This window comes from Chitinophaga filiformis (genome assembly GCF_021646545.1).
GTDB classification, from domain to species: Bacteria; Bacteroidota; Bacteroidia; order Chitinophagales; family Chitinophagaceae; genus Chitinophaga; species Chitinophaga filiformis_A.
This window is the reverse complement of sequence record NZ_JAKIRP010000016.1, coordinates 181,766-207,762: the sequence shown is the minus strand read 5'-3', so window position 1 is coordinate 207,762 and position 25,997 is coordinate 181,766. Positions and strand designations below refer to the sequence as shown.

Genomic DNA, 25,997 nt, shown 5'->3' with positions numbered 1-25,997 from the left:
TGCAATAATCTGACGCCTAATCAGGCTCATTTAGCCAGTGGAGCATTAAAGCGAAGATGGATCGCTAAAAAGAAGGTAAAAACAACAGAAATAGCAGTGTAAAGCTTAATTTGCACATCTGTAAAGCAAATAATGAATTATTTCAATAACCTGTAAAGTCAATCCTGAAACTTCTTGCAAAAACTGTAAAGTTTTTCTGTACTAAGACAGATACCGTCTTGATACCCTTTAGATACCGCTAATCCTACGTTAATCCTACGTTTTTAAACGTAGGATTAACGTAGGATTAGCGGTATCTAAGCGGTGTCAAAGCGGTATTTAAGCGAGACAACAAGAGTGTCCGAAAAGTACTTGATTTTCTCTATTTTGTCTTTATGTTATTAATTGTTTGTAAATCAGATTGTTGTGCTGTTTTTTGAAGGAAGAAAATGCGTATTTTCCGCATGTGTTTTCTTCTTAGCTTTGTGATGTAATCAGAAAAGATCGTTAAACATTCGTATCACTTTTACTTGTGTTTGTCCGACATATTTTGGAAAAATCCGTGCCATTGGCGCGTCTAAATAAATCAGTGTTTCGTTACTGGGGCGGGTGCATAATAGCATCTGTGCTACTAAGCGGAAGCACTAACAATAAACATTTGGTACCTCTCTAAGAGCATTTCGGCAGAGCTAATATTGAGGTAGCAGATAGATCGAATTGGAAGTACCGCTTCCTTTAAAGTTTGATCCTTTTGTCGACTATTGCCTGGATGTGGAACTGTTGGTAAAACAGGTGAGTAAAGATAGATAGGCAAAGAGTAATAGCAGTAAACGTTTATGATGAAAGCAGGATGAAACATGGATACGAGGTAGGTTAGTCGTAGGTTGATCGTATATTGATCTGTTTTAAGCAAACAACATGCGACCAACATACTGATGCTGTAACGAAAATTATGAATTTATTAAACCTGGATACCCCAGTTTGCAATCGCCATTTTTTTGTATATTCGATATACAACCTGTGTTCTTAAAGTTATCAACCCGACTGCTCAAACCATTATTCCCCCCGACCCAGAACTTGACTATAGGACCCAGGCCTGACCGGCGTTTTGTATCAATCATCATATCTTTCTTAACCTACCCTAAATCAAGCAAAACATGAAACCCAAAATCTCCCTCTTAATGATCCTGGCAATCTGCTGGTTCGGTTGCAAGGAAAAGGAAAGCGCTGTTCCTGAAAAGAAAGAGGCGCCTGGTCGTGAAATCAGCGGCAAAGGAAACAATTTCTATTTTCCGAAAGATTATGTGCCTGGTGAGGTGATAAAGATCACCAAAGGGAAATCAGTCCTGTATGTTGAAAAGGCCGGCGACCATTACCGCCTCGAAGGCGATATAATGCTCACACAGGAACAGGTCAATGCATTCCGATCTGACACCAGTGCCCGCGCCGTAATAGGTGATGCCGCAAAACTGTGGCCGGGTGGAGTCGTTCCTTTTACAGTTAATTCAAATGTGACAGGCACAGGCATGAACATGATCAACTGGGCCATCCAGCATTGGGAGGCAACAACAGGCATCGACTTTGTGCCAGGCACCGGTCAGGGTGATTACGTTGAGTTCGAGGGCAGTACTGAGAATTCTTCCGCTGTGGGGCGTTCCGGCGGCAAACAGACGATCAGGTTTACGCAGACTTCCGGTCTTGAATGTGCCCTGATCCATGAAATAGGTCATGCCGTAGGACTGTTTCATGAACAGTCGAGAGCCGATCGTAACAACTTTATTGCCATTAACTGGGACAATATCAGGCCCGGGATGGAACACAATTTCCAAACCTATGTTGATAGGGGTATGAATGGTTTCGATATCGGCACCTTTGACTTTAATTCCATCATGTTATATCCCTCCGTTATAACAGATCCTAATTTCGTTTTTGATGTAACCATTCCTACTATTGAAAGAGTAGATGGTAATCCCTATTGGCCCAACTTCTGCGGCCTCTCTGCGGGAGATCTCGAGTCTGTCGACGCCCTTTACCGGCCTGTTTTCTTAAAGGCGATATATAGCTATGAAGATTACAGCAGTGATTGGGAACAGTATAATATAAGCCATCTTAGTGTAAAGGTGTATGCTGATGCCGCATGCACGGTGGAAATTAATCTCCCTCGCAGATTACAGGTAAAATACAGGCTCTCGCAGTCTATCCATCCCGGGCAATCCGGAGGCTATGATGGTTCTGTGACCATTGAACCGGGTCAGAACCAATATTATATCGCTTCCGCTACAACACATTGCCGTTACGATGGAAGCATGAACCCTGTGCCTGGTTGCACCTGGTCTTCCGTGGGCATATTGGCCGGACCGGGGTATACGTATGCCGGATGGTAGGTGTATGATGATCAGGACCCGTGTATCGGTAGAAGATGATAAAACAGGTAGCTGTATGTAGATGTCCATAAAACAGCGGGAAGAAAGCGGCTTCAAGGTGCCTTCTTCCCGCTGTTTTATGCTATCTATGCCCAGCCGGGCTCATTTTTTCACTAATTGATTATGACTAAAGCAGAATCTTGCGCATATTTTTCTCATAGCTGTTCCATGGGATGTTTCCCTAAGCCATATCTTTGCTCCAGTGTTCTTCTGGCTGGCATGATGGTTCCAAACACGGTCCTTACAAGCTCTAAAAGGGCAGTTTGAGGGGCAGGACAAAGAGGAGTTGATGGATGCCGCTGCAGAACAACGGAACTATATTATATTTAAAAGAAATTCGCTGTGGTGGTGGGGTGAACTGCCGGTTGAACCAAATTGCCAAATAATTGACCTGATTCACAAAGTATTTGTATTCCTGAGATTTCAATTTTGTTTTGTCAATATTGATAATCAATTTTAAGGTAACTACGCGATACAATAAATAAAATAGCTAAATGGTTACTGACTATAAAAAATTTGAGTTGTTTGGGAAAACATTCATTCAAAAGGTAGATATTAAGCCGCCTTTTGAATTTGCTTTCCCTGTGGCAGAACAGGCTTGTTTATTGTACATGTTGAAAGGAGAGACCAAATTTCAATTTGATAATGACTCTATCAATATCCCTGCCAACCACGCATTATTGCTAAACTGCCTGAACTCGGGGAAACAGATTGCCGATTCCAATAACAGCGATGGCGAAATTGTAATCGTCACTTTCCATCCGGACATACTAAAGAAAATTTACGAGAGAGAGCTTCCATCGATATTTCAGAAAAGGGAAAAGATCTCCAACCAGTCAAGCGGAAAGATCAACAACGACTTTTTGATTCAAAAATATATAGAGGGCCTGCTATTTTATTTTGAAAACCCATCTTTGGTAAATGATGAAATTTTAGTTTTAAAACTGAAGGAGATCATTCTTTTGTTATCACAGACACAAGATGCCGAAATCATACAGGTCATACTGTCCCAACTTTTTTCACCAGCAACTTATACGTTCAAACAAGTAATAGAAGCTAACCTGTTTTCCCAGGTCAATGTCGATGAATTAGCACAAAAAACTAATTTGAGCGTTTCTTCATTTAAAAGGGAATTTAAAAAGATATATAATGATTCTCCTGCCAGTTATATTAAAAACAAAAGGCTGGAAAGAGCTGCAGAACTGCTTTTAGTTTCCGATGCACGTATCACAGATATAGCTTTTGACTGTGGATTTAATGACCTGGCCAATTTTACGAAAAGCTTTCATGATAAATATCACACACCACCTTCAGACTTCCGTTTACTAAATAAGACAGATAAGAAAAGATAGAAGGATGATTACGTTTGTACTTTTTCCTGATCTCATTCGTATGTTTTAACCCAAACGCTATAAGGACGCTGTATATCTGTTTGTTGATCCATATTCCCTAAAAATTGAGCTTTTTCACAAAACGCATCTCTTCTTTGTACTGCAACTTTGCCTTGTCAAGGTGATATAACAAAACAACTCGTAAACTGAGCTGCCTTGTGCTGTTACGGTAGTTGTTGTTACCAAAAGGTGAGCATATTGGAGCTGCATAATGCCTGGTCTTACAAAATAGGAACAGGTCAATTCCTTCCTGGTTCATCTTCTCCTGAAGATAAATTAAACAAAGATTTATATAAATATGAAATACGTTAAAGACATAGCGCTTTTATTACTATTGATACTATCCTTAAATTCCTGTTCGAAGGATAACGATGAAGCAGCAAAAGACGGGAATCATTCCACTTTTGTTTTGGTGCATGGTGCCTGGCAGGCATCTTTTGTATGGGATAAGGTAAAAGCATCTTTAGAAGCTGACGGAAATAAAGTTGTTTTGGTGGAATTGTCTGGCCATGGTAACGATCAAACACCTGTTAATGAAATAACCTTTGATGGATATGTCAAACAGGTGACTGATGTTATCAATAGTTTGAATGGTCCTGTGGTCCTGGTCGGACATAGCCTGGGTGGTGCAATAGTTACACAGGCAGCCTGTAAAGTTCCTCAGAAAATAGGAAAATTGATATACGTTGCAGGATTTATTCCTCAAAGCGGTAGCAGTGTGTTCGATTATTCAGCAAAGGACAAAGGAACATCTATTCCTTCTGTATTAGCATTTTCTGCTGATGGAAGTACGGTAACGATTGCAAATCCTGAGGTAAATATGCGTGAGGTATTCTGTAAAGACGGATCGGATGAAGATATTGATCTATTGGTACAAAAGCTTCGCCCGGAACCTGTTGGCGCTGCCGGAACTCCTCTGAATTATAGTAATGAAGTTTACAGCACCATCGCTAATAAATACTACATCTATACAATGGAAGACAAAGCGATCAGCTTTCCGTTTCAACAACAGATGGTTGCTGAAGCACATATTTTAAACACTTATGAGATCAAATCAGGCCATAGTCCTTTTCTATCTAAACCTGGTGAATTAGTTCAGATACTTAACACTATTATAAAAAAATAATAATTCTCTTTTTATAAAGAAGAATAATCCGGACAATATTTAAAGATAGACGGGAAGCGTAATTCAGTCAATATGAAGAAAATTATTTTTAGTTATCTGCTGGCGATAATATCTGTTGGTGCTTGTGCCCAAAACCAGAGATCTGCTAAAGGGCATGAAAACAATCCCTACTATTCAATAACAGACACTACAAAGCTGAACGTGTCCAATGCTGAATGGAAGAAAGTGTTGCCTGCAGACCTCTACGCAGTAGCCAGAGAGAAGGATACCGAGCGGCCATTTACCGGAGCATACTGGAAAAGCAAAACGAAAGGGACTTATTACTGTGCAGCTTGTGGAAACATACTTTTCAGGTCGGATGCCAAGTTTGCCAGCAGTTGTGGTTGGCCGAGCTTCTATGAGCCGTTAAGAAAGAATAGTGTAAGATATGTAGAAGATCATTCTCATGGAATGGATCGTACAGAGGTGCTTTGTGGACGCTGCGATGCCCATCTGGGACACATTTTTGATGATGGCCCTCCTCCAACTTACAAAAGATACTGTATGAATTCCATTAGCCTTGATTTTGAACCAGACAAGATGCCTGCGGATAAATAAACCCTCTACCAAATACATATGACTATAAACAGCATGAGAATACAAGTTTTCCTTTTATGTTTCCTATTGTTGCCTGGTATCATGCAGGCACAGAACATGATTAGCATGTCTTCTTTACATCCCCGAACTGATACGATCGGTGCAGCTATGAAAGAACTCGCCATTCGTTACCCTGGTTTAAGAAAATTCAGCATATCGTTCGATGGTTTTGGTTACAGTGATTTTGATGCAAAACTGGATGATCGTGATTTTGCCAGCGGAAAGATAAAAACCGAACGCATAAGTACTTTTTTCAACGTACCTGTTGTTAAATGGAAAGGGAACTCGTTGTCGGCCAGTATCTATTACGCCTATACATCCACAACGCTAAAAGACATCAGCAATAAGTTTCCAGAGGTCCCATTAACTCCTCTGACCTCAGATAAAAGTACATTCGATCTTGCTTTAAATTATGCCAGGTCGGGCAGGATATTTAATCACCCGGTGGTTTATGCATTAGTTGTCAGAGGAATTACGGACGGAGTAAATAGTTTTCGCCGTTTCAATTTGAATGGTAGTATCAATTTGCCCTTGAAAAAAACCGAAAACACTACATTCTCCGTTGGGTTATTAGCTTTGATAGATCCATCTTCGCCAATACCTGTTGAGCCTATTGTTAACTATTATCATAAATTCATTTCATCCGGACTTGAACTGATCGTAGATCTTCCCACGGGTGTTAACTTGAAAAAAGAGATAGCTAAGAACGCCTGGGTGTCAATCGGTTCCAATCAGCATTCATATTCTATTTTCTATGATCGGCACAATGCTTTCTTAGATGGTAAGGTAAGCTACAATACGATTGAGCTGAAAAATGGGGCAGCGTTTGAATTGCTGTTCGCGAAGACTATTATGCTAACGTTGGATGGTGGACTTAATAGCTTCCTGTCTGCTAAACTATTTAAAGAAGGAGAAAACTATAATAACGCATCCATAACCAGTAGCAATAAGAGTGCTCCTTATGTGAATGTTGGCTTATCACTGGTATCTTTCTAGGGAGATAAGACTTGCTAGCGTTTTCTTTCTGGCGCCAGACGTTTCTGAACCATATTGCCAAATAATTGACCCGGTTCACAAAGTGCATTTCTTCTATTGTTACAATATTTGCAATATTAATTACACATTCAAAAGTTAAGATCATGGGATTATCAATCTTGGGGATTTTCCATACTGTTATAGGCATTATTGCGATTGTCGCTGCAGTTATAGCTTTTACCAAAGGCGGAAAAATAGATCTGGGCAAACTTCCGGGGAAGATCTATTTTTATTTTACACTGATCACTTCATTGACCGCATTAGGATTATCAAGCGTTAAGGGAGTTAATCCGGGACATATTCTTGCATTATTAGTTGTGATACTGGTATTGGTGGCATATCTTCTTTATGCCTGGAAACCTGGAAATAACCGTGCTCGTTATATAGAGACTTTCTTCCTTTCTTTCAGTTTTTTCTTATCGATGATCCCAACTGTAAATGAAACGTTTAACCGTATTCCTGTAGGTCATCCGCTGGCCCATGGGCCTAGTGATCCTTTGATCGCAAAAACACTTCTTTTGCTTTTGATCATGTTTATAATTGGTGCCGTTTTGCAATTTAGGAAGATATATAGGACTAATAAGGCGGTATAAAACCAGGAGTGGAGTTTTTTTTGATACCAAATTGAGGGTAGCAGGGGACATCGGGTCATTTATTGGAATTGGCTCAAAATTGAAAATCCTCCTGATGTTGTTTATTCAACATTGGGAGGATTTTATCTGAGCGGGAAACGGGACTCGGACCCGCGACCTTTAGTTTGGGAAACTAATGCTCTACCAACTGAGCTATTCCAGAGTCTTTTAAATTTTGATTCAGTGCTGGCAATCTTGATAAAAAGCAATTTCTGCTAACTGCTGAGCCCCAGTTCTGCGACTTTTTTAATAAAATATTGGGCGCTGGGACATGCTGGATGCTCTGCTGAAATGCAAAGATCAAGTTCGTGTTGCTCTAACAATCGTTTTACCAATCTCATTTTACCTGCCGCTTTATTACCAATACCTTTTCCCGTGTAATCAACCATTAGGCGATTAATGGTTTGATAAGGTGTTTGCTCAGCTTGAGGAAGTGGAAAGAAAAATTCATCAGTTTTGAGCAGTTGCCTCATTGCAGGAGTACAGGCTAGAAACCATGCTTCAATTTGCTGAACAGCTATTACTACGAGATCTTGCGGACGGGCCTTGATCCGATCTTTGGTGATTGTTATACAAGCATCCTGGTCAAGATCTGTAAGGATAACGATTTTTTTGGCACCGCTTTTTTCTAATAGTTGGATATACGCCTGTATGTTGTGTGGTAGCAAGTTGCCGGAGCCTCCAGCATTAATAACATTCACCAACTCGATGTTATTCTTTAGTAGGAACTCATTAAATAGAGCAGATTTAAGCAGGAAGAATTCTGTATTCCCTTCAACGATGAAGCCTACTTTGATCATAAGACACCTCCTCCAAAAGCGTTTGTAAGCCAGGCTTCATCTGTTTTTATATTAACCGCATCCCCTTTAGTCAGCTGTTTTGCGATAGTAGCCCCATTTACTTTATTCACGAGTATAATTTCCTGTGGTTCCAGACATCTTACCAACGTTCGCGAATGCGTATTAAGTAAAATATGATGCCCTTTTTCTTCGCTTTTTTCCCGGAGAAAATCTACTAATAACTCTATAGCCTGTGGATGAAGTCCATTTTCGGGTTCTTCAATACATAAAAACTGGGGGCTGTCGGTTTGGAACACTACAGCCATTAAGGCGAGTATATTGTTTGTACCGTCGGATATTAGATGTTTGGAGAAAGGTCGGTCTGACGTCTTTTCATACAAGAAAAACTCAGAACTCCCATCAAGGTTAGATTTTCTTATCTCAATATCGTTAAACTCCGGAATAAGTATCCGCAACCATTCTACGAATTCGTCTTTTTTTTCGTTATCCTCAAAGATTTGTGCCAGAATCTGTGACAAGTTTGATGCATCTGTATGCAGTCTTGATTGTAGCTGAGAACTTCTGTTCAAAAAATTTTTACCAACGAATAACCTTGAAAAGTTATCGATGAATATTTCAAATTCATTGTTATACGGAAGTTGTTTCTTTTTAAGGATCTCCAGGAAGTTTGCGCGTTTCAGCTTATCTCTTATATCAAGGAATGAAAACTTTTCTTCTTCCAAATCCAACACAGGGTCATGGCCAATGCCATATGCATCATCAAAGCTAGCAATCTTTCTTTGTGGTGTCGGCAATAGTTCGAATTTTATCTTGAGATTGTCATCAAATTGATAATGGAAGCTCAGATTACTGCGAAGTGGCGCCTGATAGGAATAGATATTTTTTAATCCTCCAAAGAAGGATGTAGCTTCATATGGAAATCTGCAGACATAATTGGTAAACTCCAATGCTTCAAAAATATTACTCTTACCGCTGGCATTCGGTCCAACGACCGCGGCAAAAGAAGGTAGATTCTCCAATTTGAAGTCTACAAGAGATTTAAAGTTCCTGATGTAAAGCTGCTTAATTCTCATGGGCTAAAAATACATCTTATGTAGCTAAAACGGAAAAAGGCTATAGCAAAGTTCGCCTTTTTCTTTGGTAGCGTTGGGTCCGTGAGGGTAAGTTTTTGAAGTTGTATTCGTGATTTGCATCCGTGGAATGCCATTTGAGCGGGAAACGGCACCGGCTCCGCAACCTAGTATCTTTGTTGAAGATATGACAATTACTTAACTACTGTATTTCCGAAAAAGAAATGACATCAGGATATCCCTTAAAAACGGCAGTATCCCAAAGTTCTTCGGTGCAGTTTTTGAGTGTTTTATAAGGAATCTTGTCTTTCCCTTTATAGAATACAAGTAAGGATTCTCCCATCGGTGAAAGGACCTGGAATGATGCTCCGCGGACAAACTTCTGTGCGTCGTTCTCCCATTGGTTATGTTGAATTCTGGGGGGAAATCATTGTTGTATGTTCCCGTGAAGTTTCGCCATAGTCGCAAGTGTTATGGAATAATTGGACCTCATTGCTATGATGGTTAGTCAATATCTTCCGGGAAAACCACAGGTGACCAGGAAATAGGACAGTTATTTCTTATCTTCCTCTTGTACGATTTTATCAATCTTTCTGACAATTTCATCCCGGGATTGATAGAAGGTTTTTGGAAAGTCATAGTCCGGATCATCATTTAATCGTCTTCTTTCGAAAAAATAATTCCGGATAAATATCAGATTCTCCAATGATTTGGCATATACTTTCCGGTCACCAATAGGCACCTGGTAGTAATAATGTTCATTTGTAAAACTAAAAGAAGCATTGATATAGCCACAATGCCCACAGCGGACTTCTCCTTCTGTAGCGTGGTGATATTTTACATTTCGGTGTTCGCAGAAAAAGAGTGCTTTCTTTTCACAGGTTGGGCATACGATTTCAATCGTGTCTATAAAAGTCATGCTGATAGATGTTCTCTGAGCGGGAAACGGGACTCGGACCCGCGACCTTTAGTTTGGGAAACTAATGCTCTACCAACTGAGCTATTCCCGCTTGTATTACCTGTTCCAATTTCTATTTCAAGTGGAACAATGGCATTTTTCATGAAAAATAATGATAGGATAAAATTGACCAATTACCTCTTAGGAAGAAAATCTTTAATTCTTTCCAGCTGCCTATTGGCAATTTCTTGTTTTTTCGGTGCTAATTTCTTTAGATCAAGCGCATTAAGCTTCTCACTAACAGTCAATGTTACTTTCTGCCGAAAAAACTTGTTGTCAAATTTTACACCTTTAGTTTTCATGCTTTAAATTTAAACTTTTTTACAAACTAAATAATTTTTCGCTTCGATATTTTTTTCAAATGGAACAATACCAGATTCAGTTTCGCAGTAAATATCGAATTTTTTTGAGAACTCAGTATAGTTCAAACTTATAACTATCCGGTAAAGCCTGAGTCTTCCCGCTGTACTACCAGTAAAAAACACAATCCTCTTAGGATAAGCTTCTAAGTAAATACTAAGAACATAAATCACTGTTGCAAGAATTTTGTTTCTATCAACATTGTCACTAATTACTTCATCGTCTATCTCACCCTCCACATTGATATCACCAAATACAAGGTTATAAACTGCTTCAAGATCTGTTGGGATGAAAGCTATTCTTTTGGGTGCCACTCCTCTTTTGCCAATACTGAAAAATTCAAACGCCTCATATCCATCTGTGATATATAGATCCTTGTAAATATTATGCTGCATATATTGATTAGATGGTTAACAAATAAATGGTAGCAAACATTCTTCCCCCGTTAGTCTTTGTATACAGTAGTGATCTATATCACTGGGTGAAAGCAATGGTATACTTGTTTTCAAATTTAATGGCAGGCATCGATACAACTTTCATCTGCCTACGAAATGAACAAAATGAACATCTGGCGATGCCTGACTCATAAATTGCTTTGATAATATAGTGGCATATATTTGCGCATCGAATCAGTTATATGCAGCCTCCCGAACAAACTAATTTTTATCTTGTCTCACAGGATCTATCTGTGACGAAATGCGAGAGCTTTGAAGATTGTATCACTTATGAGGACTTCTTTTATGTCATCAAAGAAGTAACAAATCATATTAATAGGTTTAATGTCGAATTGCTGAGTGCATCCGGTGATAAGTTTGTAATGGAAGAAAATGGATGGAAAGTAACAGCAATAAAAGCGGAGTTATTGCTGAAGGGAAGCGAAACCGCACAGATATATGTTAGCATGATGATTGCCGATTCCCTGGGCAATGTTGACGTTATATCTGCCAATAGAGCATATTACAAAGGGATTGTTCAGCTTCACCAACGCCTGAGATATTTATCACTTTCTTCTGATTGGAATACTGCGAATAAACGCAACTACCATATTAGTCTGAAAAATATATTCACCAGGATAAAGAATAGCGGCACTATCCATTATTATTTTAATATAAACCCGGACGAAGACTATTCTATAAACTTATCTTTTAAGAAAGGGCTATTTGTCATGAGCAGTTGTATAAGGACTGGAGATTTTTTGATGGAATATAGAAACGAAGAGGTATACACAAACGCTGACTTCTATCAGTTTATAAAATTTGTATTGAAAAAATTTCCGGAAATTGATCTCAGAGGTCGTTAGTTTACACGCCAAGCCGGTGAGGGCCACCGGTTGCTGAATAGAAAAATCCTGCACCACCAATCCGGTAATGCAGGATTTTTTATAATATCATCAACACTTACGCTATCGAAAATTTCTTCGCCAGCCAGCTCTCCTTCAACGGCAACAGCCAATTCTTCTCCATTTCACCTTTCGTCAGCACCGTATTATTCAAATAGAGCGTATTCTCATCAATAAACCCTTTTTCCAGCGCATAAGGCACCTGTTGCATTGGCAACAGCTGTAACTTATCTTTTACCAGAAAACCCAGCAAAAGCCTGTCAAAAAGGTTCACACTATACTGGCGCTCGATACTCTTAATAATACGCACAGAACTATCCGTGCTACAACCACTCACGGCAACATCCGATTCATCTGCAATCATCACGATCACCTGTTCAAACAGCAATTTGCCCCAGCCCTTCACCGGAGCGCCATGAGCCTGCCATTGTGAGGTGAATTGATGTAATTGTTCATTTATTTCCAGTTGTTCCTTTTCGCTGAAAGGACGGTTACTCTGATATATCCATACACGGGAAGACGGGTGAAAGTCAGCCGGTAGTAATTGTTGAATTTCCTGTTTCATGATGCAAAATTACCGAAAAATTGAGTACAGACTACTGACGAGCGTCATTTTGGTGTCAGGATACTTATAGTAGGGCCTGACGGCGGACATTACTTTTCTGTCCCCTTTGACAGAAACACCTCAAAAGACCCATCCGACCAGGCATTGGAGAAGTATGGCTTATAGGGCGGATAGCGCTTATATCCCATGTACGGCTTCTGTCGCTTATAGCTTTTATAAGGCTCATACTGGGTATACCCTGTAGCCGCCTTTTTCGTATTACCGATCCTCTTACCATCATGATCCCTCACAACGCCCTTTTCATACCAGCCCAGGTGCTTGCCGTTGAAGCCATAGACATCGGCTTCCGAGATGACAGCGACCGGCTCACCGCTGTACAGGTAGATCGTCCGGTCTTTATCTTTGGTGTCAATGTAGGCGATAGCCTTCCCGTCTTTGTTAAACAAGGCCACATCCTGGGCTGCAGCTGTGCAGCAAAAGACGAGCATCAGGAAGGTAAAGAGATGTTTCACGTTATCTGCTGTGCTATCATTTCTGCGATATCCAGCACCTGTACGCTATCTTCCTTTCCTTGTTCTTTCACGCCATCCGTCAGCATGGTCATACAGAAAGGGCAGTTGGATGCAATAACAGCAGCGCCGGTTTCCACCGCCTCTTTGCCACGTTCAAAGTTGACACGGGTAGCGCCTTTTTCTTCCTCCTTGAACATCTGGGCGCCACCTGCTCCGCAGCACAAGCCATTACTACGGCAGCGCTTCATTTCCACTAATTCTGCATCCAGGGCTTCCAGCACTTTGCGGGGCGCTTCATAGATATTGTTGGCACGACCGAGATAGCAGGAGTCATGGTAGGTGATCTTGCGTCCTTTGAATGAGCCGGACTCTTTCATCCTGATCTTGCCTTCATCGATCAGTTGTTGGAGGAAGGTAGTGTGGTGGATCACTTCATAGTGTCCGCCCAGTTCAGGATATTCGTTACGGAGTGTATTAAAGCAGTGAGGGCAGGCGGTAACGATCTTTTTTACCTCATAACCATTCAGGACGGCTATATTGTTCTGCGCCATCATCTGGAAGATGAATTCATTGCCGGCCCTGCGGGCAGGATCGCCGGTACAGCTTTCTTCTTTACCGAGTATTGCGAAGCGAACGCCTACTTTATCGAGGATAGTGGCAAAGGCTTTGGTGATTTTCTGCGCACGTTGATCAAAACTGCCGGCACATCCCACCCAAAAGAGGATTTCAGGTGTTTCGCCGTTGGCGGCGTATTCGGCCATCGTTTTTATTTGCATTGTATATCAGTTTAACTTAACGCTATTATCCATTCATTTCTACGGCCCATTTGTCCCTGTCGTCCGGACTCATTTTCCAGGGGGCCATATTGTTTTCTATGTTGCTGAACATCATGTTCCATTCCTGCGGAGCGCTGGATTCTTCCATCACCAGGTGACGGCGCAGTTGCAGGATGATGTGCAGGGGATTGATGCTCACCGGGCACTCCTGTACACAGGCGTTGCAGGAGGTACAGGCGCGGAGCTCTTCTTCAGTGATATAATCGCGGAGCAGGGTCTTACCGTCTTCAGTAAAGGAACCTGTTTTTGCTATCTGAACACCAATGGCTTCCGCACGGTCGCGGGTGTCCATCATGATCTTACGGGGCGACAGCTTCTTGCCGGTGATATTCGCCGGACAAGCGGCAGTACAACGGCCACATTCCGTACAACTATAGGCATCCAGTAAGTTCTTCCAGGTAAGGTCAGGTACATCTTTGGCGCCGAATTTAGGAATATCCCCGCCGGGAGCCTCTGCCGCGAGGTCTGGCTGCAACATGAGCTGTACTTCCTTCTGTACGGCCGGCATGTTTTCCATTTTACCTTTCGGCCGCAGATCACCGTAATAGGCATTCGGGAAAGCCAGTATAATGTGCAGGTGCTTGGAGTAGGGGAGGTAGTTCAGGAATGCCAGAATACCCAGTATGTGTAGCCACCAGCACGTACGTTCTATGGCGATGAGTGTACTGTCTGATAAGCCTGTAAACAGCGATACAAAAGGGCCTGTCACCCAGAAGGCGCCGGTATTCATATAATGTTCATGCCCATGTTGTTGCAGGGCCTGATCTGCCGTATTCATGGTCAGGAACAGGAGCATCAGCACTATTTCCGTGATCAGGATATAGTTGGCGTCTGAACGGGGCCAGCCATCCAGTTCATGTTGATTGAGACGTTTTACCTTCACAACGTTCCTGCGCACCAGGAAGATGGCGCAGCCAATGAGCACCAGGGCGGCCAATATCTCGAAACAGCCGATCAGCACCGCATAAAGGCTTCCTAATAAAGGGGCGAACAGGCGGTGGGTGCCCAGTATGCCATCCAGGATGATCTCCAGGATCTCAATATTGATAATGACAAAACCCGCATACACGAAGAAGTGCAGCACAGCAACGAGGGGATTGCGGAACATTTTCTTCTGTCCGAATGCAAGCAGTAACATATTCCGCCAGCGAGTGGCAGGTTCGTCATTCAATTGTACATCCCTGCCAAGCAGAATGTTCTGCCTGATCTGCCTCGCTTTCCTGTAAAACAGATATACAGCAATGCCGAAGGCAATTACAAATAATAGCTCCTGAATTATATGCATACGTCAGATTTGACTTCCTAATTTATAGCAATGTAAGGAAAAATAGATCATCCGCCATAGACTATGACCTGCCGACTATGGACTCTTTTTCCTAATTTTACCCCGCTAAACAACCAACATGGAAACTAAGAACGTGATCCTGACCCAGGATGTGATAGAGAAGAAGATCAAACGTATCGCCTACGAGATCTACGAACATAACAGTGATGAACAGGAAATTATCCTGGCAGGTATCTGGGACAGGGGAATGATACTGGCAGAGAAGATCGCAGCGATACTGCAGGAGATCTCTCCCTTGCGTATCAAGCTCTTACAACTGAACCTGGATAAACAACGTCCGGAAGCGGTGAAGCTATCTGAAGAGATGGATTTCAACGGAAGGGCGATCGTGCTGGTAGATGATGTGGCTAACTCAGGCCGGACCATGTTGTATGCCCTGAAACCTTTCCTGCAGTTCCTGCCTAAGAAAATACAGACTGCCGTGCTGGTAGACCGTAAACATAAATCTTTCCCATTGTCAGTGGATTTCGTAGGACATTCACTCTCTACTACCATGCAGGACATGGTGATGGTGGATATGGAAGAGAATGAGATCCGCTCAGCATACCTCGTATAACACTCAGAAATGCAGGAGATGCCCGCGGAATACGCCCCTGGAGGTGAGCTCCAGTGCAGGGGCGGGGAACTTGAACATATTCAGCACCTGGAATAATACTTTAACTCCTTTTCTACGTGTAGGTATCCGGGTGAAATCTATATCAGGTGAAAGATAGAACTGCCGGTAACGGGGAATAGCCGAATAATCGTGTTCAATACCATTGCCGTCCTTCCATATATTATTATCCCCTTTGAGCATGCCGTTGGCGCCATATCCTGCAGCAATATTGAGCCATGCAGGCAGGCGGCTGTGCGGAATGAAAGCATGCAGATTCACTGATACCCAGTATGTTTGTGCATTATAGTCTTTTAAGGTCCGCTCTGCCAGATTATCTCCAAACAACTGATCTGTACGCGTTTTCAGGTAAGGGTCCTGGTATCTTTTGGGATAGGCGGAGAACTTAAGCTGTATCCTTTGCTCATGCCATACCAGTTCCTGACCTATCATGAGTGCCGAGCCACCGGCATTGGCAGCCATATCTGTCCAGGAGAAGCCCCATTCGGCAGAATAGGCGTCCAGGATCTCTATAACAGATTGATAAACAAATCCGCTAAGTCCGCCGATCCAGATCTGCTGCTTTTCCGGCAGCCCGGTGCAGCGCCACATTTCCCTGCTGATCTTCCCTTCCATATAAGCACTGTAAAAGTGGCCGGCCTTGTCCATCTGCAGCCATTCAGGCGTATCATTGAAAGAATGGAAACGCGATCGGGGGTACTGATTGTACCAGGTATTATTGAGAATAGCCAGTGCTCCTCCATACAGCGTGGTGGTAACACCAGCCATCAGCCAGATATTTGAGCGGTTGATGTGGGTAGGTGACTGCGTATCTATAGTGGTATCTCTTTCTGAAGTAGGATTTTGCTGCCCTGCCAGGACGGGGTAGTACAATAATACTACCAGGATAAATAGAAGTATTCCTCTTAAATGTGGCACAGCTGCGGTTTTCATAAGGTATAAAAAAATCCCGGTACTGACGGGTGTATCAGTACCGGGACAAAGATAAAAGAATAATGAAGGATTATTTCAGCTTCATATCCTTAATAATATCCTGAACGCGTTGATCAAGCGCCTGAGTGGCAGCATCAAAGCCGGCTGCATTCTCAAGCTTCTGATTTACACTGAAGTAGAATTTGATCTTAGGCTCAGTACCTGAAGGACGAGCGGAGATCTTGCTACCATCTTCCAGTACAAATTGCAGTACGTTGGATCTTGGCAGATCGATCGGTTTTACTTCACCTGTTTTCAGGTTTTTCACCTGCTGCAGTTCATAGTCGTACAGCGTTACAACCTTAGAACCGTTGATAGTACTTGGTGGGTTCTCACGATAACCACGCATCATATCGGCAATTTCCTCTGCTCCCTTCATTCCTTTTTTGGTGATGGAGATCAGGTTCTCTTTATAATAACCGTATTTTACGTAGATGTCTATCAGTTGTTCATACAGTGATCTTCCCTGACTACGTGCATAAGCCGCCATTTCACAGATCAGTGCAACAGAAGCGATAGCGTCCTTGTCGCGTACATTGTCGCCGATCATGTAACCGTAAGATTCCTCACCACCGCAGATGAATTTCTCTTCACCTTCCTTGCGTCTGATCAGGTCAGCGATCCATTTGAAGCCGGTCAGTACGTTATAGCATTTTACATTATTGCTTGCAGCAAATACATCGATGAGGTCAGAGGTCACCACTGTTTTACATACATAGTCAGTATCGCCAGCCAGACCTTTACGTCTGCGGCCTTCGATGATGTAGTTAAAGAGCAGTACGGCTGTCTGGTTACCATTCAGGAGTGTCCATTCGCCTTTAATATCTTTAACAGCAATACCTACACGGTCAGAATCAGGGTCAGTACCCAGCAGGATAGCTGCATCCAGTTCTTTGGCTTTCTTCAGACCGATGCTCATCGCTTCAGATTCCTCCGGGTTAGGATATACTACGGTAGGGAAGTTACCGTCCGGAGTAGCCTGTTCTTCCACCACATGTACGTTGGTAAAACCATAACGCTTCAGGATCTCAGGCACCAGGGTAATGCCTGTACCGTGGATGGGGGTATAAACTATTTTCAGGTCGTGCTGTTCTTTGATCACTTCCGGCTGGATGCTGAGGTTTTTCAGTTCCTGCAGATAGGCTTCGTCAACTTCCTTACCAATACTAGTAATATTGGCTTCTCCGCCGGACCATTTTACTTCATCAATGGAGGCGATCTTCTCTACTTCACGGATAACGTTTTTATCGTGAGGAGGCACCAGCTGGGCTCCATCGTTCCAGTAGGCCTTGTAGCCGTTATATTCTTTAGGATTGTGGGAGGCTGTCAGCACGATACCACCCTGGCATCCCAGGTGACGGATGGTGAATGACAGTTCAGGGGTAGGGCGGAGGCTTTCGAACAGGTATACCTTAATACCATTGGCTGCCAGTACATTAGCGGCAACTTCTGCAAAATAGCGGCTGTTATTGCGGCTGTCATGTGCGATGGCCAGCTTTATTTCACCGCTAAAGGCCTGCTTCAGGTAGTTGGCAAAACCCTGGGTAGCCATACCAACCGTGTATTTATTCATACGGTTTGTGCCTACACCCATTACCCCGCGCAGACCGCCTGTTCCAAATTCCAGGCTGCGATAAAAAGCATCAGCTAATTCGTCGGGGTTATCCTGTTGCAATTGCTTGATCGTGGCCACGGTATCTGTGTCAAATTGGCCACTGAGCCACTGTGATACCTTACTTTCAATGATATTATCCATAGAACGATTTCGATTTGTTTTCTTATTGAGAAAAAACAAGTGTGTAAATTAAAGCTAAAATCCGGAGAAAATGAATAGCTGGGAAAGAACTCAGCAATTATCAAACCAAGTTATTTTCGGCAAACAAAACAGTAATGTTGATAAATAGAAGTATTCCACACTTAATTGAAAATTGGGGGTATTGGTTAATTTTGCGGGTATGAGGCGGTACGAAGATTCTTACAAGCAAAAAGGATTACGCAGGCAACTGGTCGATAGTATCCGGCAGAAAGGCATTACAGACGAAAATGTATTAACGGCTATCAACAACATCCCACGGCACTATTTCCTGGATACAGCTTTTGAAGGCATTGCCTACGAGGACAGGGCTTTCCCTATCGGGGAAGGTCAGACCATTTCACAGCCCTATACTGTGGCTTATCAGTCACAGCTGCTGGAAGTGAAACCTTTTGAAAAAGTACTGGAGATCGGTACCGGCAGCTGCTACCAGGCTTGTGTGCTGGCTGAGCTGAAAGCTAATGTATTTACTATAGAACGCCAGAAAAGACTGTTTGACCTGGTAAAGCAGTTCCCTTTTAAATCAAAGTACCCTACCATCCGCTTCTTCTATGGCGATGGTTATGAAGGACTTCCCACTTATGCGCCTTTTGATAAGATCCTGGTGACTGCGGCAGCCCCTCAGATCCCGGAAAAGCTGCTGCAGCAATTGAAAGTGGGCGGAAAAATGGTCATCCCGGTTGGCGGTCAGGAAGTACAGCGGATGCTGCGCATCACCAAGATCAGCGATACCGAATATGACCAGGAAATGTTCGATAACTTTTCTTTCGTGCCCATGCTGGCGGGCAAGAAATCATAAAGTGCTGTCCACGGGCTTTTTATCCTTATCTTTTTCCTTATCATCAACATCTTCTTCAGGCACCTCCTGTTTCTTTTTCTTCTTAAACATATCCGGATCCATTTTCCCGAAACGGTAGCGTATGTTCAGACGGATGAAACGGGTGGTCCTTTTACGGGTATAATCCTGGATAAAAGCAGCAGTTTCGTAATGCGAGCTGTAATCCTGCGTATTAAGTACGTCTGAAATGTTCAGGGCGATAGCCAGGGCATTGTTTTTAAGCATTTCCTTACGGATACCCAGATCGATACCGTTCATGGCCTTAAAAGTACCCTGTGGCGCCACTCTTGGTGAACGGTAATGCCCATTCACCTGCAGATTGATCTTTGCCGGCAGGCGTACATTGGAATTAACGGTTACTCCATAGGTGACATACTCATTACTGATACTCGGACCAGTCAGCTTGCTGTACTCCATATTGAGGTTGGTGGTCACATTCCAACCGCGGATAATATGCAGGTTGTAGGTGAAATTAGCTCCCCAGTCCTTATCTGTAGCCAGGTTCATTGGCAGCGTGGTGGTAACACCCGTAGTTGTGTCCAGGAGGCTGATACGGTCTATATCGTCATTCGCCTGGGAATAATATACACCTGTATTCAGGTAGTCTTTTGTACCGGGGAAATACCTGGAATAATTCGCTTCAAATTTATGGGTCAGAGACGGCTTCAGGTCAGGGTTCCCCGCCCGGATATTCTGTGGATCTGAGTTGTTGATATAAGGCAGCAGCTGGTCAAAGCCTGGCCTGTCTATTCGTGTGGAATAGTTGAATATCAGGCTCTGGTTCTCATTCCGCGGCAGGTTATACTTCAGGAATACGCTGGGGAATACGTTCAGGAAACGGTTGTTTACCGAAGTATCCTTGGTGTAGGAGAAGCCCTTAAGATTGGCCTGCTCAATCCTGGCGCCCACCTGGTACCCGAGATTACCGAAAGCATTGGAAAAGTTCATATATCCTCCGTACACGTCCTGCTGATAATAGTAGGTGTTGGAGAGGTCCAGGCTTTTCTCATATTGCTGGGTGGTAAAATTGAACAGCTGGGCATCATAATCGTTGTTGTTATTCTGAAGGGTCACCTTGGCGCCGGTTTCAAACTTCCCCTTCTTGCCTACCGGAGTGGTATAGTCCGTCTGGATATTCCAGAACTGGTTCTGGGAGATCCCTAAATTTCGCTGTAATTGGGCATTTCCAGGCGTACCATCGGCATTTTGATACCGGGTGCTGTAGTTACTATTATTCCGGCCTTTATTGTTACTATAACTGATATATGCCGTCCATTCCTCGTTCTGTTTGTCGGTGGTATGGCGGAAGTTCAGGCTGGTATTATTGTTCGGATTGCGGTAATTGCTCGTATTATGACGCTCGCCGGTCTGGAGGGCAGATTTGTGGGCATCCAGGTAGTTCAGCATAATGTCGTCTGCGCTGTTGCCGGTATTGACATTCAGTCCTTCGGAGATCGTGATGGTATTGTAGTCGTTCAGGTAATAGTCAAGCCCGATACGGCCACCATTGCCGGAGTTGCTGTTCTTATTCCGGCTGTCCTGGGTAAAGAAAGCCGTACCGGCAGTATCGGTCACCAGGTTCTGACGGTTACTGTAACCATAACCTGTCTGGCTGCCATACCAACCGTTATAATTGGCAAAGAAGTTAAATTTCCGGATACGGAGGCTGGCATTGACATTCCCGTTGAGTTGTCCGCGGGTGGCTACGCCGGCGTTGAACATCACATTATAACCAATTGCCTTGTCCTTTTTCAGTACGATGTTGATGATACCGCCGCCGCCCTGGGCCTCAAATTTGGCGGAAGGGTTGTTGATGATCTCCACGCGGTCTATGGTAGACGCAGGGATCATCTGAAGGGCGGTTTTAGCGTCTCCGAACGGGGATGGCTTACCATCTACGTAGATGGTCACGCTTTTGCCACGGAGGGTAATATTATCATCAATATCCACGTCTACGCTGGGAACGTTTTTCAGCACGTCGGTCCCGGAACCGCCTTCCGCAGTCACCATACTGGCGGCATCAAAGACCTGGCGGTCTATCTGCATGGAAAAGGCGGGTTTCTCCGATTTAATCTCCACGGTAGCCAGCACTTTACCGGCGGGTTGTAACCTGAGGGTGCCTGCAAACTGTACCGGCTTGTTGGGAATGATCTTTACGGCTTGTACAAGCTTGTCATACCCCATAAAGGTAATACGGAGCACATAAGTGCCTGCAGCTACGGTATTGAAAGTGAAATCGCCATCCGGTTGCGTGTACATGCCTGTCACTACGGAAGAATCCTGCGGGTTGAGTAAAACAACAGAAGCATATTCCACGGGTTTGCCGGTAACGGCATCCAGGGCTTTACCAACGAGTTTAGCGGAATTATTACCGGTTTGAGCCATAGCAATACTGCCACAGCACATAAACGCTGCCAGGAGTAGACGTTTAAGCATGCATGATGGATGTTAATGAGACCTAATTGTTGAGACCAGGACAAAAATATCTATCTCATATGTAAAGTATTGCTATTTGTGATGAATGGTCAGTTATTGTGGTGTAGGGCAATCCACAGCTGCAGTAATCCGAGGAAAAAACCGATTGCAGCACCTGCGATTCCGGCCAGGCGCAGTTCCCGGCGCAATGAAACAGTGATCAGATTCTTTAGCTGGCCGGCAGAAATGGTGCTGATCTTCCTGCTTACGATAGCCCGGACGTCCAGTTCTTTCTGCGTGCGCTGGAGGTATTGATCGATGATTTCGGGGAACATATTATCCAGTTCTGCGACCAGTACTTTTTTTACCTGCTGGATGGTGCTGTCACCAATGAACATTTTAAAAACGGGCATAGCTTCCGGTAGTTTTTCCCTGAGGAAAGTATCCATATGTGCTTCGACTACCGGGATCATACTTTTAATTTTTTCCGGGTCAGCGAGCTGCTGACGAACATCGTCAAACGAAAATAGTTGCGTAGCAACAAATTCGCCTGTTTGATCTGCCAGTTGCTGCTGGCGTCCGGAGAAGGAGCGGAGCAGGAAGAAGATGGTAATTTTGTTGGTTAGCCAGCCTATAAGCGCTGCAAAAAAAGGAATGATATATATTGACATAGTATGATGATTGAAAAAAGTATGCAAAGAAATGAGAAAATATTTGGAAGTTAAAAATACATTTCGTTATCTTTGCATCCCAATCAAACAAACGGTGGTCGTAGCTCAGTTGGTTAGAGCATCAGATTGTGGTTCTGAGGGTCGAGGGTTCGAAACCCTTCGATCACCCAAAAAGCAGGAAGGCAGCAGAAATGCTGCCTTTTTTTGTGCCCTGAAATGTCACGTGGGGATGGGTTTAGTGACATTCTAGAAAGTTATACCTATGGCAACCAGAGAAGAACTAAAAGTGCAGGTTTACGACGTTCTTTATGAAGAAGAATATGCATTGTTAAGTAAAACTGCCAAAGCTTTTGATGCGGAACCTGACATCCGGCATACAGGACGCTTCGTAAAGAAAAATAACGCAATTATTCCCGATACCGTTACCGCCAAGCTTTTCCCGGAAAGTATGGAACATAGGATGGGCCCTGCAATAGTTGGTATAATAGCATGTGCATTTATTGTATGGTTTATTTTTTTTAATGGCCCGCATGTGCCTGTATGGATCCGTATTTTAGGCGTAGTCTTCTTTTTGGTGGCTACTGGTATCCTCATCGCAAGGGTGATGAAAGCTGATCCTGAAATTTATATTGAAGTATCATCTGCGGGAGTAGGCTGGAATGGTTATAGTTTTACCTGGCAACAAATCCTGGATACCTACATTGTTAAGAGGCCAGGTAGAAACGCACCGGCGGAACTGGTATTACTTTTAGACAATGGCAGCATTTTTAGAGAAAGTCTGAGGAACTATAAAACGGCGTCTTCCATCTGGGCGCCTCAACATGATGAGTTATGCTTTTACATTGAACATTTTAAGGGTAAGATGGTGAACCCGTAAGTTGGCTTGACTATACGAGCGCTTTATTATCTTTAACCGTAAAGAATTTTGGCAGAGGATTCGAAAGAATCGCTTTCTTGTGTCCTTATACTGATATTACCTATGTTGACCAGAGAACAAATCAAGGCTCATTATTATAAGTTATTTCTGGACGATGAGCTATCCTGTCGGGGTTTCGTGAATAGCTTTGTTGGTAGCAAACCAACGATTAAAGATACCACCAGTTATGTGCGCCCCGGCCGCACTCATTTTCCTGACAATGCGACAAGCCGTGTGTTCCGTGAAAGTTTCCTTTACAGGCTACAACTGTTCTTACTTGTAGGAGTGCCGGCTATTGCCCTGATAGGCGTTATTTTTCAGGTAGGTGAGGAGCGCCCTTTGTGGTTAAATAGGTTAGCTGCATTACTGATGCTACTTGCCCTTGTTATTTCCTGGTGGAAAACAATGCAAAGGAAGGAACACAGACGGCTCGAAATTTCTGCAGCTGGTATATCCATAGGACACAGGCATTTCCCATGGATGAACATTGTGGGCACGATGATGGTACGCAGGTTGGGTGAAAATAAAAAATACAAACTTGTGTTGTTACTGGATAACGGAAAAATTATACGGCATGATGTTGAATATTACTATTCATTTTTGTCCCGTTCCCGGAGGGATATCAGTGTGGCAATAGAACATTTTAAGAGTAAAGTACCTGGCTGGTAGGTAATATTTTTTCCTTTTCTCAGCTAATTTCTGTAGATTCACTTTATCCAAAGTGTTATTATACATGTGATTGTGAACAAGAATATTCAAGTTACTCCAAAATAATCTGTCATCCTCTAAACTCCACCGCAATGAAACCGTTCCTTTCTTTGTCATGTCTCATTCTGCTCGTTACTGCCTGTAACAACCCTGAAAGAAAAACTGAAACAATGGGTACCGATAGTACGAAAGCAGCTACGGAATCTTCATCAGATGAAATGAACTACCCGTACACGCTTGACAAGCCATATAAGAATTGGAAACCTGGGGATAAGAAACATACCCTGACTGTATTAAAGATGCTGAAGGCATGGGAGACAAAAAACGCAGCTGAATGTGCTTCTTATTTTGGTGATAGCGTAGATCTGGCGGTTGATTATTTTCATAAAGTGATACCGCATGATAGTCTTATCAGTATGCTGGAAGATTCCTGGAAGGATTATCCCAATGTGAGACTGAAGATGGATGACTGGGAATCTGTTATATCCGATGATAAGAAACACGAATGGGTAACAGTCTGGTACAAACAGACCTGGACCGATAGCAAAGGTAAAACGGATTCCCTCGCTGTAGTCAATGACGCCAAGATCGTGAATGGAAAGATCGTGGTATTTGATGAAAAGATCCGCCACTTTCCGTCCGCTAAAAAATAAACACATTGGCAGGGCTGACCAAAAAGTAATGGTCAGCCCTGTTTTATTCGGCTACCCGATGGAGACTTCTTATTATTTAAGCAATGCAAGAAGCCTTCATTTTACTTTTTGGTCAGCCCCTACTTATATCATCTCGTAGCAGCATCTTTCCCTATCACTGTCCAGTCGTCACCACCATGCCCTTTTGCTATCCATTTGTCCATTTCTGCCGCTATAGCAGGAATGACGGCCAATGTGGTGCCTCCCTCGGCAGCAGCGTCCATGAACAGCTGTGTATCTTTTCTGGCCATATTTAATTCCCAGGATGGCTGATCATATTTTCCTCCGGCTACCCGCTGCAACCTGGCGGCTAACAGTGCACCGGGATTCCAGGAGTCAAACAGCGTGTTCAGATCATCCAAGGGTACATGTAGTGCTTTCGCCAGTGAAAGTGTATCTGCTATGCCGGCTGTAAAGGTGACCAGGAAAAGATTACCTATCAGTTTCATACTGGCGGCTTTGCCTTCTTCTATGCCGAAATTAAGCACCTTGCCTGTCATTTCTGACAGAACCGGCTTCAGTTTGCTGATAACAGTCTGATCGCCGGATACCAGCATATAGCCTGTGCTTTCCAGTGCATTCACGGGGCCCATAAAAACGGGCGCATGTAAATAAATAAATCCCTGTTCCTTCCACTCACGGGTCCGTTGTATGGCGCCTGCGGAAGATGTAGTGGTATGATCGATAATGGTGGCGCCCGGCTTTAACCCTCTGCGGGCCAGGGCCAACACTTCGTTTACGGCGGCATCGTCTTTTAAAGTAAGATGAATAATATCTGCTCCCTTTACTGCTTCCGCAACATCCGCAAATGCTTTAGCGCCGTCAGCTTCCAAAGCTGCTGCTTTTGAAGGGGTGCGGTTCCATACCTGTACGGGTGTTCCCTTTTTCAGGAGTGCTTTTACAAAGTTGGCTCCTAATAGTCCTATACCTAAGAATGCTACCATTGTTTATGTTATTTGTATAAAAATACTACTAGTCCCTTATTTCGAAAAGTGTAAATTAACGGTGAAATGTTGCCGTTTTAGCGCTATTCTTATGATATACATTACCCAGTTGATCTACATTCATGAAGGACAGGAGCATACCTTCCACCAGTTTGAAGATGTTGCCATACCGCTGATAGAGAAGTATAAGGGGAAGTTATTATTACGTCTTCGTCCCTCTGCGGGACAGTTCATTGCAGGAGAGCTGGAAATGCCCTATGAAGTACACCTGGTCAGTTTTCCCGGTGAGGAAGATTTTGATGCATTCAAGCTTGATAAGGAAAGAGAAAAGTTCCTGCATCTTAAAGACGCGTCGGTAAGAAAGATGTTGTTAGTACGGGGGAACGCGTTATAATGTTTAATTAAATT

The 25,997-nt window shown here is 43.2% G+C and carries 27 protein-coding genes and 2 tRNA genes; 14 read left to right on the top strand and 15 right to left on the bottom strand.

Translation table 11 applies throughout. From position 1 onward, the window contains the following. Positions 1–1,136: 1,136 nt before the first annotated feature. From L3C95_RS29150 to L3C95_RS29125, 6 genes are all read left to right on the top strand, one after another. Complete coding sequence (locus L3C95_RS29150; protein WP_236393751.1) at positions 1,137–2,363, top strand: M12 family metallopeptidase; 1,227 nt, start codon at positions 1,137–1,139, stop codon at positions 2,361–2,363. Between the two features lie 533 nt (positions 2,364–2,896). After that, complete coding sequence (locus L3C95_RS29145) at positions 2,897–3,754, top strand: helix-turn-helix domain-containing protein (protein WP_236393748.1); 858 nt, start codon at positions 2,897–2,899, stop codon at positions 3,752–3,754. A 337-nt stretch (positions 3,755–4,091) separates the two neighbouring features. Continuing rightward, a complete protein-coding gene (locus L3C95_RS29140) occupies positions 4,092–4,919 on the top strand; it encodes an alpha/beta fold hydrolase (RefSeq protein WP_236393742.1) in 828 nt (275 codons plus the stop codon). Positions 4,920–4,991: 72 nt separating this feature from the next. After that, positions 4,992–5,516: a peptide-methionine (R)-S-oxide reductase MsrB gene (msrB, locus tag L3C95_RS29135; protein ID WP_236393741.1), complete on the top strand. Its 525-nt coding sequence runs from the start codon at positions 4,992–4,994 to the stop codon at positions 5,514–5,516. 33 nt (positions 5,517–5,549) lie between these two features. Next, complete coding sequence (locus tag L3C95_RS29130; RefSeq protein ID WP_236393739.1) at positions 5,550–6,551, top strand: hypothetical protein; 1,002 nt, start codon at positions 5,550–5,552, stop codon at positions 6,549–6,551. A 143-nt stretch (positions 6,552–6,694) separates the two neighbouring features. Then, entirely contained in the window at positions 6,695–7,183 is a 489-nt protein-coding gene (locus L3C95_RS29125; protein WP_236393737.1) for a hypothetical protein, read from the top strand. A gap of 254 nt (positions 7,184–7,437) precedes the next feature. Here L3C95_RS29125 and L3C95_RS29120 read toward each other — a convergent pair whose 3' ends face one another. The 6 genes from L3C95_RS29120 to L3C95_RS29095 all read right to left on the bottom strand — a co-directional run bounded on the left by L3C95_RS29120 (position 7,438) and on the right by L3C95_RS29095 (position 10,805). Continuing rightward, on the bottom strand, positions 7,438–8,022 hold the full coding sequence (locus L3C95_RS29120; protein WP_236393736.1) for a DUF4276 family protein: 585 nt from the start codon (positions 8,020–8,022) through the stop codon (positions 7,438–7,440). Beyond that, on the bottom strand, positions 8,019–9,095 hold the full coding sequence (locus L3C95_RS29115) for an AAA family ATPase (protein ID WP_236393734.1): 1,077 nt from the start codon (positions 9,093–9,095) through the stop codon (positions 8,019–8,021). The genes L3C95_RS29120 and L3C95_RS29115 overlap by 4 nt, the downstream gene beginning before the upstream one ends. Positions 9,096–9,645: 550 nt before the next feature. Beyond that, entirely contained in the window at positions 9,646–10,011 is a 366-nt protein-coding gene (locus tag L3C95_RS29110; protein ID WP_236393733.1) for a hypothetical protein, read from the bottom strand. An 18-nt stretch (positions 10,012–10,029) separates the two neighbouring features. Then, positions 10,030–10,102 (bottom strand) — tRNA-Gly (locus L3C95_RS29105). An 82-nt stretch (positions 10,103–10,184) separates the two neighbouring features. Continuing rightward, the gene (locus tag L3C95_RS29100) at positions 10,185–10,352 is read right to left on the bottom strand and encodes a hypothetical protein (RefSeq protein WP_236393732.1); all 168 of its coding nucleotides are present in this window, start codon (positions 10,350–10,352) and stop codon (positions 10,185–10,187) included. Between the two features lie 9 nt (positions 10,353–10,361). Then, the gene (locus L3C95_RS29095; RefSeq protein ID WP_236393731.1) at positions 10,362–10,805 is read right to left on the bottom strand and encodes a DUF6934 family protein; all 444 of its coding nucleotides are present in this window, start codon (positions 10,803–10,805) and stop codon (positions 10,362–10,364) included. Between the two features lie 242 nt (positions 10,806–11,047). On the opposite strand from L3C95_RS29095, the gene L3C95_RS29090 reads away from it, so the two are divergent. Beyond that, positions 11,048–11,710: a hypothetical protein gene (locus L3C95_RS29090; protein ID WP_236393730.1), complete on the top strand. Its 663-nt coding sequence runs from the start codon at positions 11,048–11,050 to the stop codon at positions 11,708–11,710. A gap of 97 nt (positions 11,711–11,807) precedes the next feature. Here the strand turns inward: L3C95_RS29090 and L3C95_RS29085 are convergent, their stop codons facing one another. From L3C95_RS29085 to L3C95_RS29070, 4 genes are all read right to left on the bottom strand, one after another. Beyond that, a complete protein-coding gene (locus tag L3C95_RS29085) occupies positions 11,808–12,314 on the bottom strand; it encodes a hypothetical protein (RefSeq protein ID WP_236393729.1) in 507 nt (168 codons plus the stop codon). An 89-nt stretch (positions 12,315–12,403) separates the two neighbouring features. Next, entirely contained in the window at positions 12,404–12,826 is a 423-nt protein-coding gene (locus L3C95_RS29080; protein WP_236393728.1) for a 4-fold beta flower protein, read from the bottom strand. Beyond that, positions 12,823–13,602 carry a (Fe-S)-binding protein gene (locus tag L3C95_RS29075; protein WP_236393727.1) on the bottom strand — a complete coding sequence of 260 codons (780 nt, stop codon included), beginning with the start codon at positions 13,600–13,602 and terminating at the stop codon, positions 12,823–12,825. Before L3C95_RS29075 ends, L3C95_RS29080 begins: the two co-directional genes overlap by 4 nt. Before the next feature lie 25 nt (positions 13,603–13,627). Then, entirely contained in the window at positions 13,628–14,947 is a 1,320-nt protein-coding gene (locus L3C95_RS29070; protein ID WP_236393726.1) for a (Fe-S)-binding protein, read from the bottom strand. A gap of 118 nt (positions 14,948–15,065) precedes the next feature. On the opposite strand from L3C95_RS29070, the gene L3C95_RS29065 reads away from it, so the two are divergent. Beyond that, positions 15,066–15,563, top strand: a complete 498-nt coding sequence (locus L3C95_RS29065) for a phosphoribosyltransferase family protein (protein WP_236393725.1) — start codon at positions 15,066–15,068, stop codon at positions 15,561–15,563. 3 nt (positions 15,564–15,566) lie between these two features. Here the strand turns inward: L3C95_RS29065 and L3C95_RS29060 are convergent, their stop codons facing one another. After that, entirely contained in the window at positions 15,567–16,553 is a 987-nt protein-coding gene (locus tag L3C95_RS29060) for a DUF2279 domain-containing protein (protein ID WP_236393724.1), read from the bottom strand. 70 nt (positions 16,554–16,623) lie between these two features. Beyond that, positions 16,624–18,348: a phospho-sugar mutase gene (locus L3C95_RS29055; RefSeq protein WP_236393723.1), complete on the bottom strand. Its 1,725-nt coding sequence runs from the start codon at positions 18,346–18,348 to the stop codon at positions 16,624–16,626. Positions 18,349–18,547: 199 nt separating this feature from the next. Between L3C95_RS29055 and L3C95_RS29050 the strand changes: the two genes are divergently transcribed. After that, on the top strand, positions 18,548–19,204 hold the full coding sequence (locus L3C95_RS29050) for a protein-L-isoaspartate(D-aspartate) O-methyltransferase (protein ID WP_236393722.1): 657 nt from the start codon (positions 18,548–18,550) through the stop codon (positions 19,202–19,204). Here L3C95_RS29050 and L3C95_RS29045 read toward each other — a convergent pair. Continuing rightward, entirely contained in the window at positions 19,199–21,679 is a 2,481-nt protein-coding gene (locus L3C95_RS29045; protein ID WP_236393721.1) for a TonB-dependent receptor family protein, read from the bottom strand. The two genes, L3C95_RS29050 and L3C95_RS29045, sit on opposite strands and share 6 nt — an antisense overlap. Positions 21,680–21,768: 89 nt before the next feature. After that, a complete protein-coding gene (locus tag L3C95_RS29040) occupies positions 21,769–22,329 on the bottom strand; it encodes a DUF445 domain-containing protein (protein ID WP_236393720.1) in 561 nt (186 codons plus the stop codon). A gap of 94 nt (positions 22,330–22,423) precedes the next feature. Here L3C95_RS29040 and L3C95_RS29035 point away from each other — a divergent pair. From L3C95_RS29035 to L3C95_RS29020, 4 genes are all read left to right on the top strand, one after another. Continuing rightward, positions 22,424–22,497, top strand: a tRNA-His gene (locus L3C95_RS29035). A 94-nt stretch (positions 22,498–22,591) separates the two neighbouring features. Further along, positions 22,592–23,206 carry a hypothetical protein gene (locus L3C95_RS29030; RefSeq protein WP_236393719.1) on the top strand — a complete coding sequence of 205 codons (615 nt, stop codon included), beginning with the start codon at positions 22,592–22,594 and terminating at the stop codon, positions 23,204–23,206. Positions 23,207–23,308: 102 nt separating this feature from the next. Beyond that, on the top strand, positions 23,309–23,914 hold the full coding sequence (locus tag L3C95_RS29025) for a hypothetical protein (RefSeq protein ID WP_236393718.1): 606 nt from the start codon (positions 23,309–23,311) through the stop codon (positions 23,912–23,914). A gap of 131 nt (positions 23,915–24,045) precedes the next feature. Continuing rightward, complete coding sequence (locus tag L3C95_RS29020; RefSeq protein WP_236393717.1) at positions 24,046–24,606, top strand: hypothetical protein; 561 nt, start codon at positions 24,046–24,048, stop codon at positions 24,604–24,606. 128 nt (positions 24,607–24,734) lie between these two features. Here L3C95_RS29020 and L3C95_RS29015 read toward each other — a convergent pair whose 3' ends face one another. Further along, on the bottom strand, positions 24,735–25,589 hold the full coding sequence (locus L3C95_RS29015) for an NAD(P)-dependent oxidoreductase (protein ID WP_236393716.1): 855 nt from the start codon (positions 25,587–25,589) through the stop codon (positions 24,735–24,737). 91 nt (positions 25,590–25,680) lie between these two features. Here L3C95_RS29015 and L3C95_RS29010 point away from each other — a divergent pair, with 91 nt between their 5' ends. After that, positions 25,681–25,983, top strand: coding sequence for a DUF1330 domain-containing protein (locus L3C95_RS29010; protein WP_236393715.1), 303 nt, complete (start codon positions 25,681–25,683; stop codon positions 25,981–25,983). Positions 25,984–25,997 lie beyond the last annotated feature (14 nt).

Excerpts from the sequence above, each read along its gene's own strand:
- L3C95_RS29120 (WP_236393736.1), bottom strand. The coding sequence starts at position 8,022 with ATGATCAAAGTAGGCTTCATCGTTGAAGGGAATACAGAATTCTTCCTG.
- msrB (WP_236393741.1), top strand. The coding sequence starts at position 4,992 with ATGAAGAAAATTATTTTTAGTTATCTGCTGGCGATAATATCTGTTGGT.
- L3C95_RS29010 (WP_236393715.1), top strand. The coding sequence starts at position 25,681 with ATGATATACATTACCCAGTTGATCTACATTCATGAAGGACAGGAGCAT.
- L3C95_RS29145 (WP_236393748.1), top strand. The coding sequence starts at position 2,897 with ATGGTTACTGACTATAAAAAATTTGAGTTGTTTGGGAAAACATTCATT.
- L3C95_RS29050 (WP_236393722.1), top strand. The coding sequence starts at position 18,548 with ATGAGGCGGTACGAAGATTCTTACAAGCAAAAAGGATTACGCAGGCAA.
- L3C95_RS29125 (WP_236393737.1), top strand. The coding sequence starts at position 6,695 with ATGGGATTATCAATCTTGGGGATTTTCCATACTGTTATAGGCATTATT.
- L3C95_RS29015 (WP_236393716.1), bottom strand. The coding sequence starts at position 25,589 with ATGGTAGCATTCTTAGGTATAGGACTATTAGGAGCCAACTTTGTAAAA.
- L3C95_RS29020 (WP_236393717.1), top strand. The coding sequence starts at position 24,046 with ATGAAACCGTTCCTTTCTTTGTCATGTCTCATTCTGCTCGTTACTGCC.
- L3C95_RS29040 (WP_236393720.1), bottom strand. The coding sequence starts at position 22,329 with ATGTCAATATATATCATTCCTTTTTTTGCAGCGCTTATAGGCTGGCTA.
- L3C95_RS29030 (WP_236393719.1), top strand. The coding sequence starts at position 22,592 with ATGGCAACCAGAGAAGAACTAAAAGTGCAGGTTTACGACGTTCTTTAT.
- L3C95_RS29075 (WP_236393727.1), bottom strand. The coding sequence starts at position 13,602 with ATGCAAATAAAAACGATGGCCGAATACGCCGCCAACGGCGAAACACCT.
- L3C95_RS29095 (WP_236393731.1), bottom strand. The coding sequence starts at position 10,805 with ATGCAGCATAATATTTACAAGGATCTATATATCACAGATGGATATGAG.
- L3C95_RS29115 (WP_236393734.1), bottom strand. The coding sequence starts at position 9,095 with ATGAGAATTAAGCAGCTTTACATCAGGAACTTTAAATCTCTTGTAGAC.
- L3C95_RS29140 (WP_236393742.1), top strand. The coding sequence starts at position 4,092 with ATGAAATACGTTAAAGACATAGCGCTTTTATTACTATTGATACTATCC.
- L3C95_RS29045 (WP_236393721.1), bottom strand. The coding sequence starts at position 21,679 with ATGCTTAAACGTCTACTCCTGGCAGCGTTTATGTGCTGTGGCAGTATT.
- L3C95_RS29130 (WP_236393739.1), top strand. The coding sequence starts at position 5,550 with ATGAGAATACAAGTTTTCCTTTTATGTTTCCTATTGTTGCCTGGTATC.
- L3C95_RS29150 (WP_236393751.1), top strand. The coding sequence starts at position 1,137 with ATGAAACCCAAAATCTCCCTCTTAATGATCCTGGCAATCTGCTGGTTC.
- L3C95_RS29110 (WP_236393733.1), bottom strand. The coding sequence starts at position 10,011 with ATGACTTTTATAGACACGATTGAAATCGTATGCCCAACCTGTGAAAAG.
- L3C95_RS29085 (WP_236393729.1), bottom strand. The coding sequence starts at position 12,314 with ATGAAACAGGAAATTCAACAATTACTACCGGCTGACTTTCACCCGTCT.
- L3C95_RS29070 (WP_236393726.1), bottom strand. The coding sequence starts at position 14,947 with ATGCATATAATTCAGGAGCTATTATTTGTAATTGCCTTCGGCATTGCT.
- L3C95_RS29025 (WP_236393718.1), top strand. The coding sequence starts at position 23,309 with ATGTTGACCAGAGAACAAATCAAGGCTCATTATTATAAGTTATTTCTG.
- L3C95_RS29100 (WP_236393732.1), bottom strand. The coding sequence starts at position 10,352 with ATGAAAACTAAAGGTGTAAAATTTGACAACAAGTTTTTTCGGCAGAAA.
- L3C95_RS29055 (WP_236393723.1), bottom strand. The coding sequence starts at position 18,348 with ATGGATAATATCATTGAAAGTAAGGTATCACAGTGGCTCAGTGGCCAA.
- L3C95_RS29065 (WP_236393725.1), top strand. The coding sequence starts at position 15,066 with ATGGAAACTAAGAACGTGATCCTGACCCAGGATGTGATAGAGAAGAAG.
- L3C95_RS29060 (WP_236393724.1), bottom strand. The coding sequence starts at position 16,553 with ATGAAAACCGCAGCTGTGCCACATTTAAGAGGAATACTTCTATTTATC.
- L3C95_RS29090 (WP_236393730.1), top strand. The coding sequence starts at position 11,048 with ATGCAGCCTCCCGAACAAACTAATTTTTATCTTGTCTCACAGGATCTA.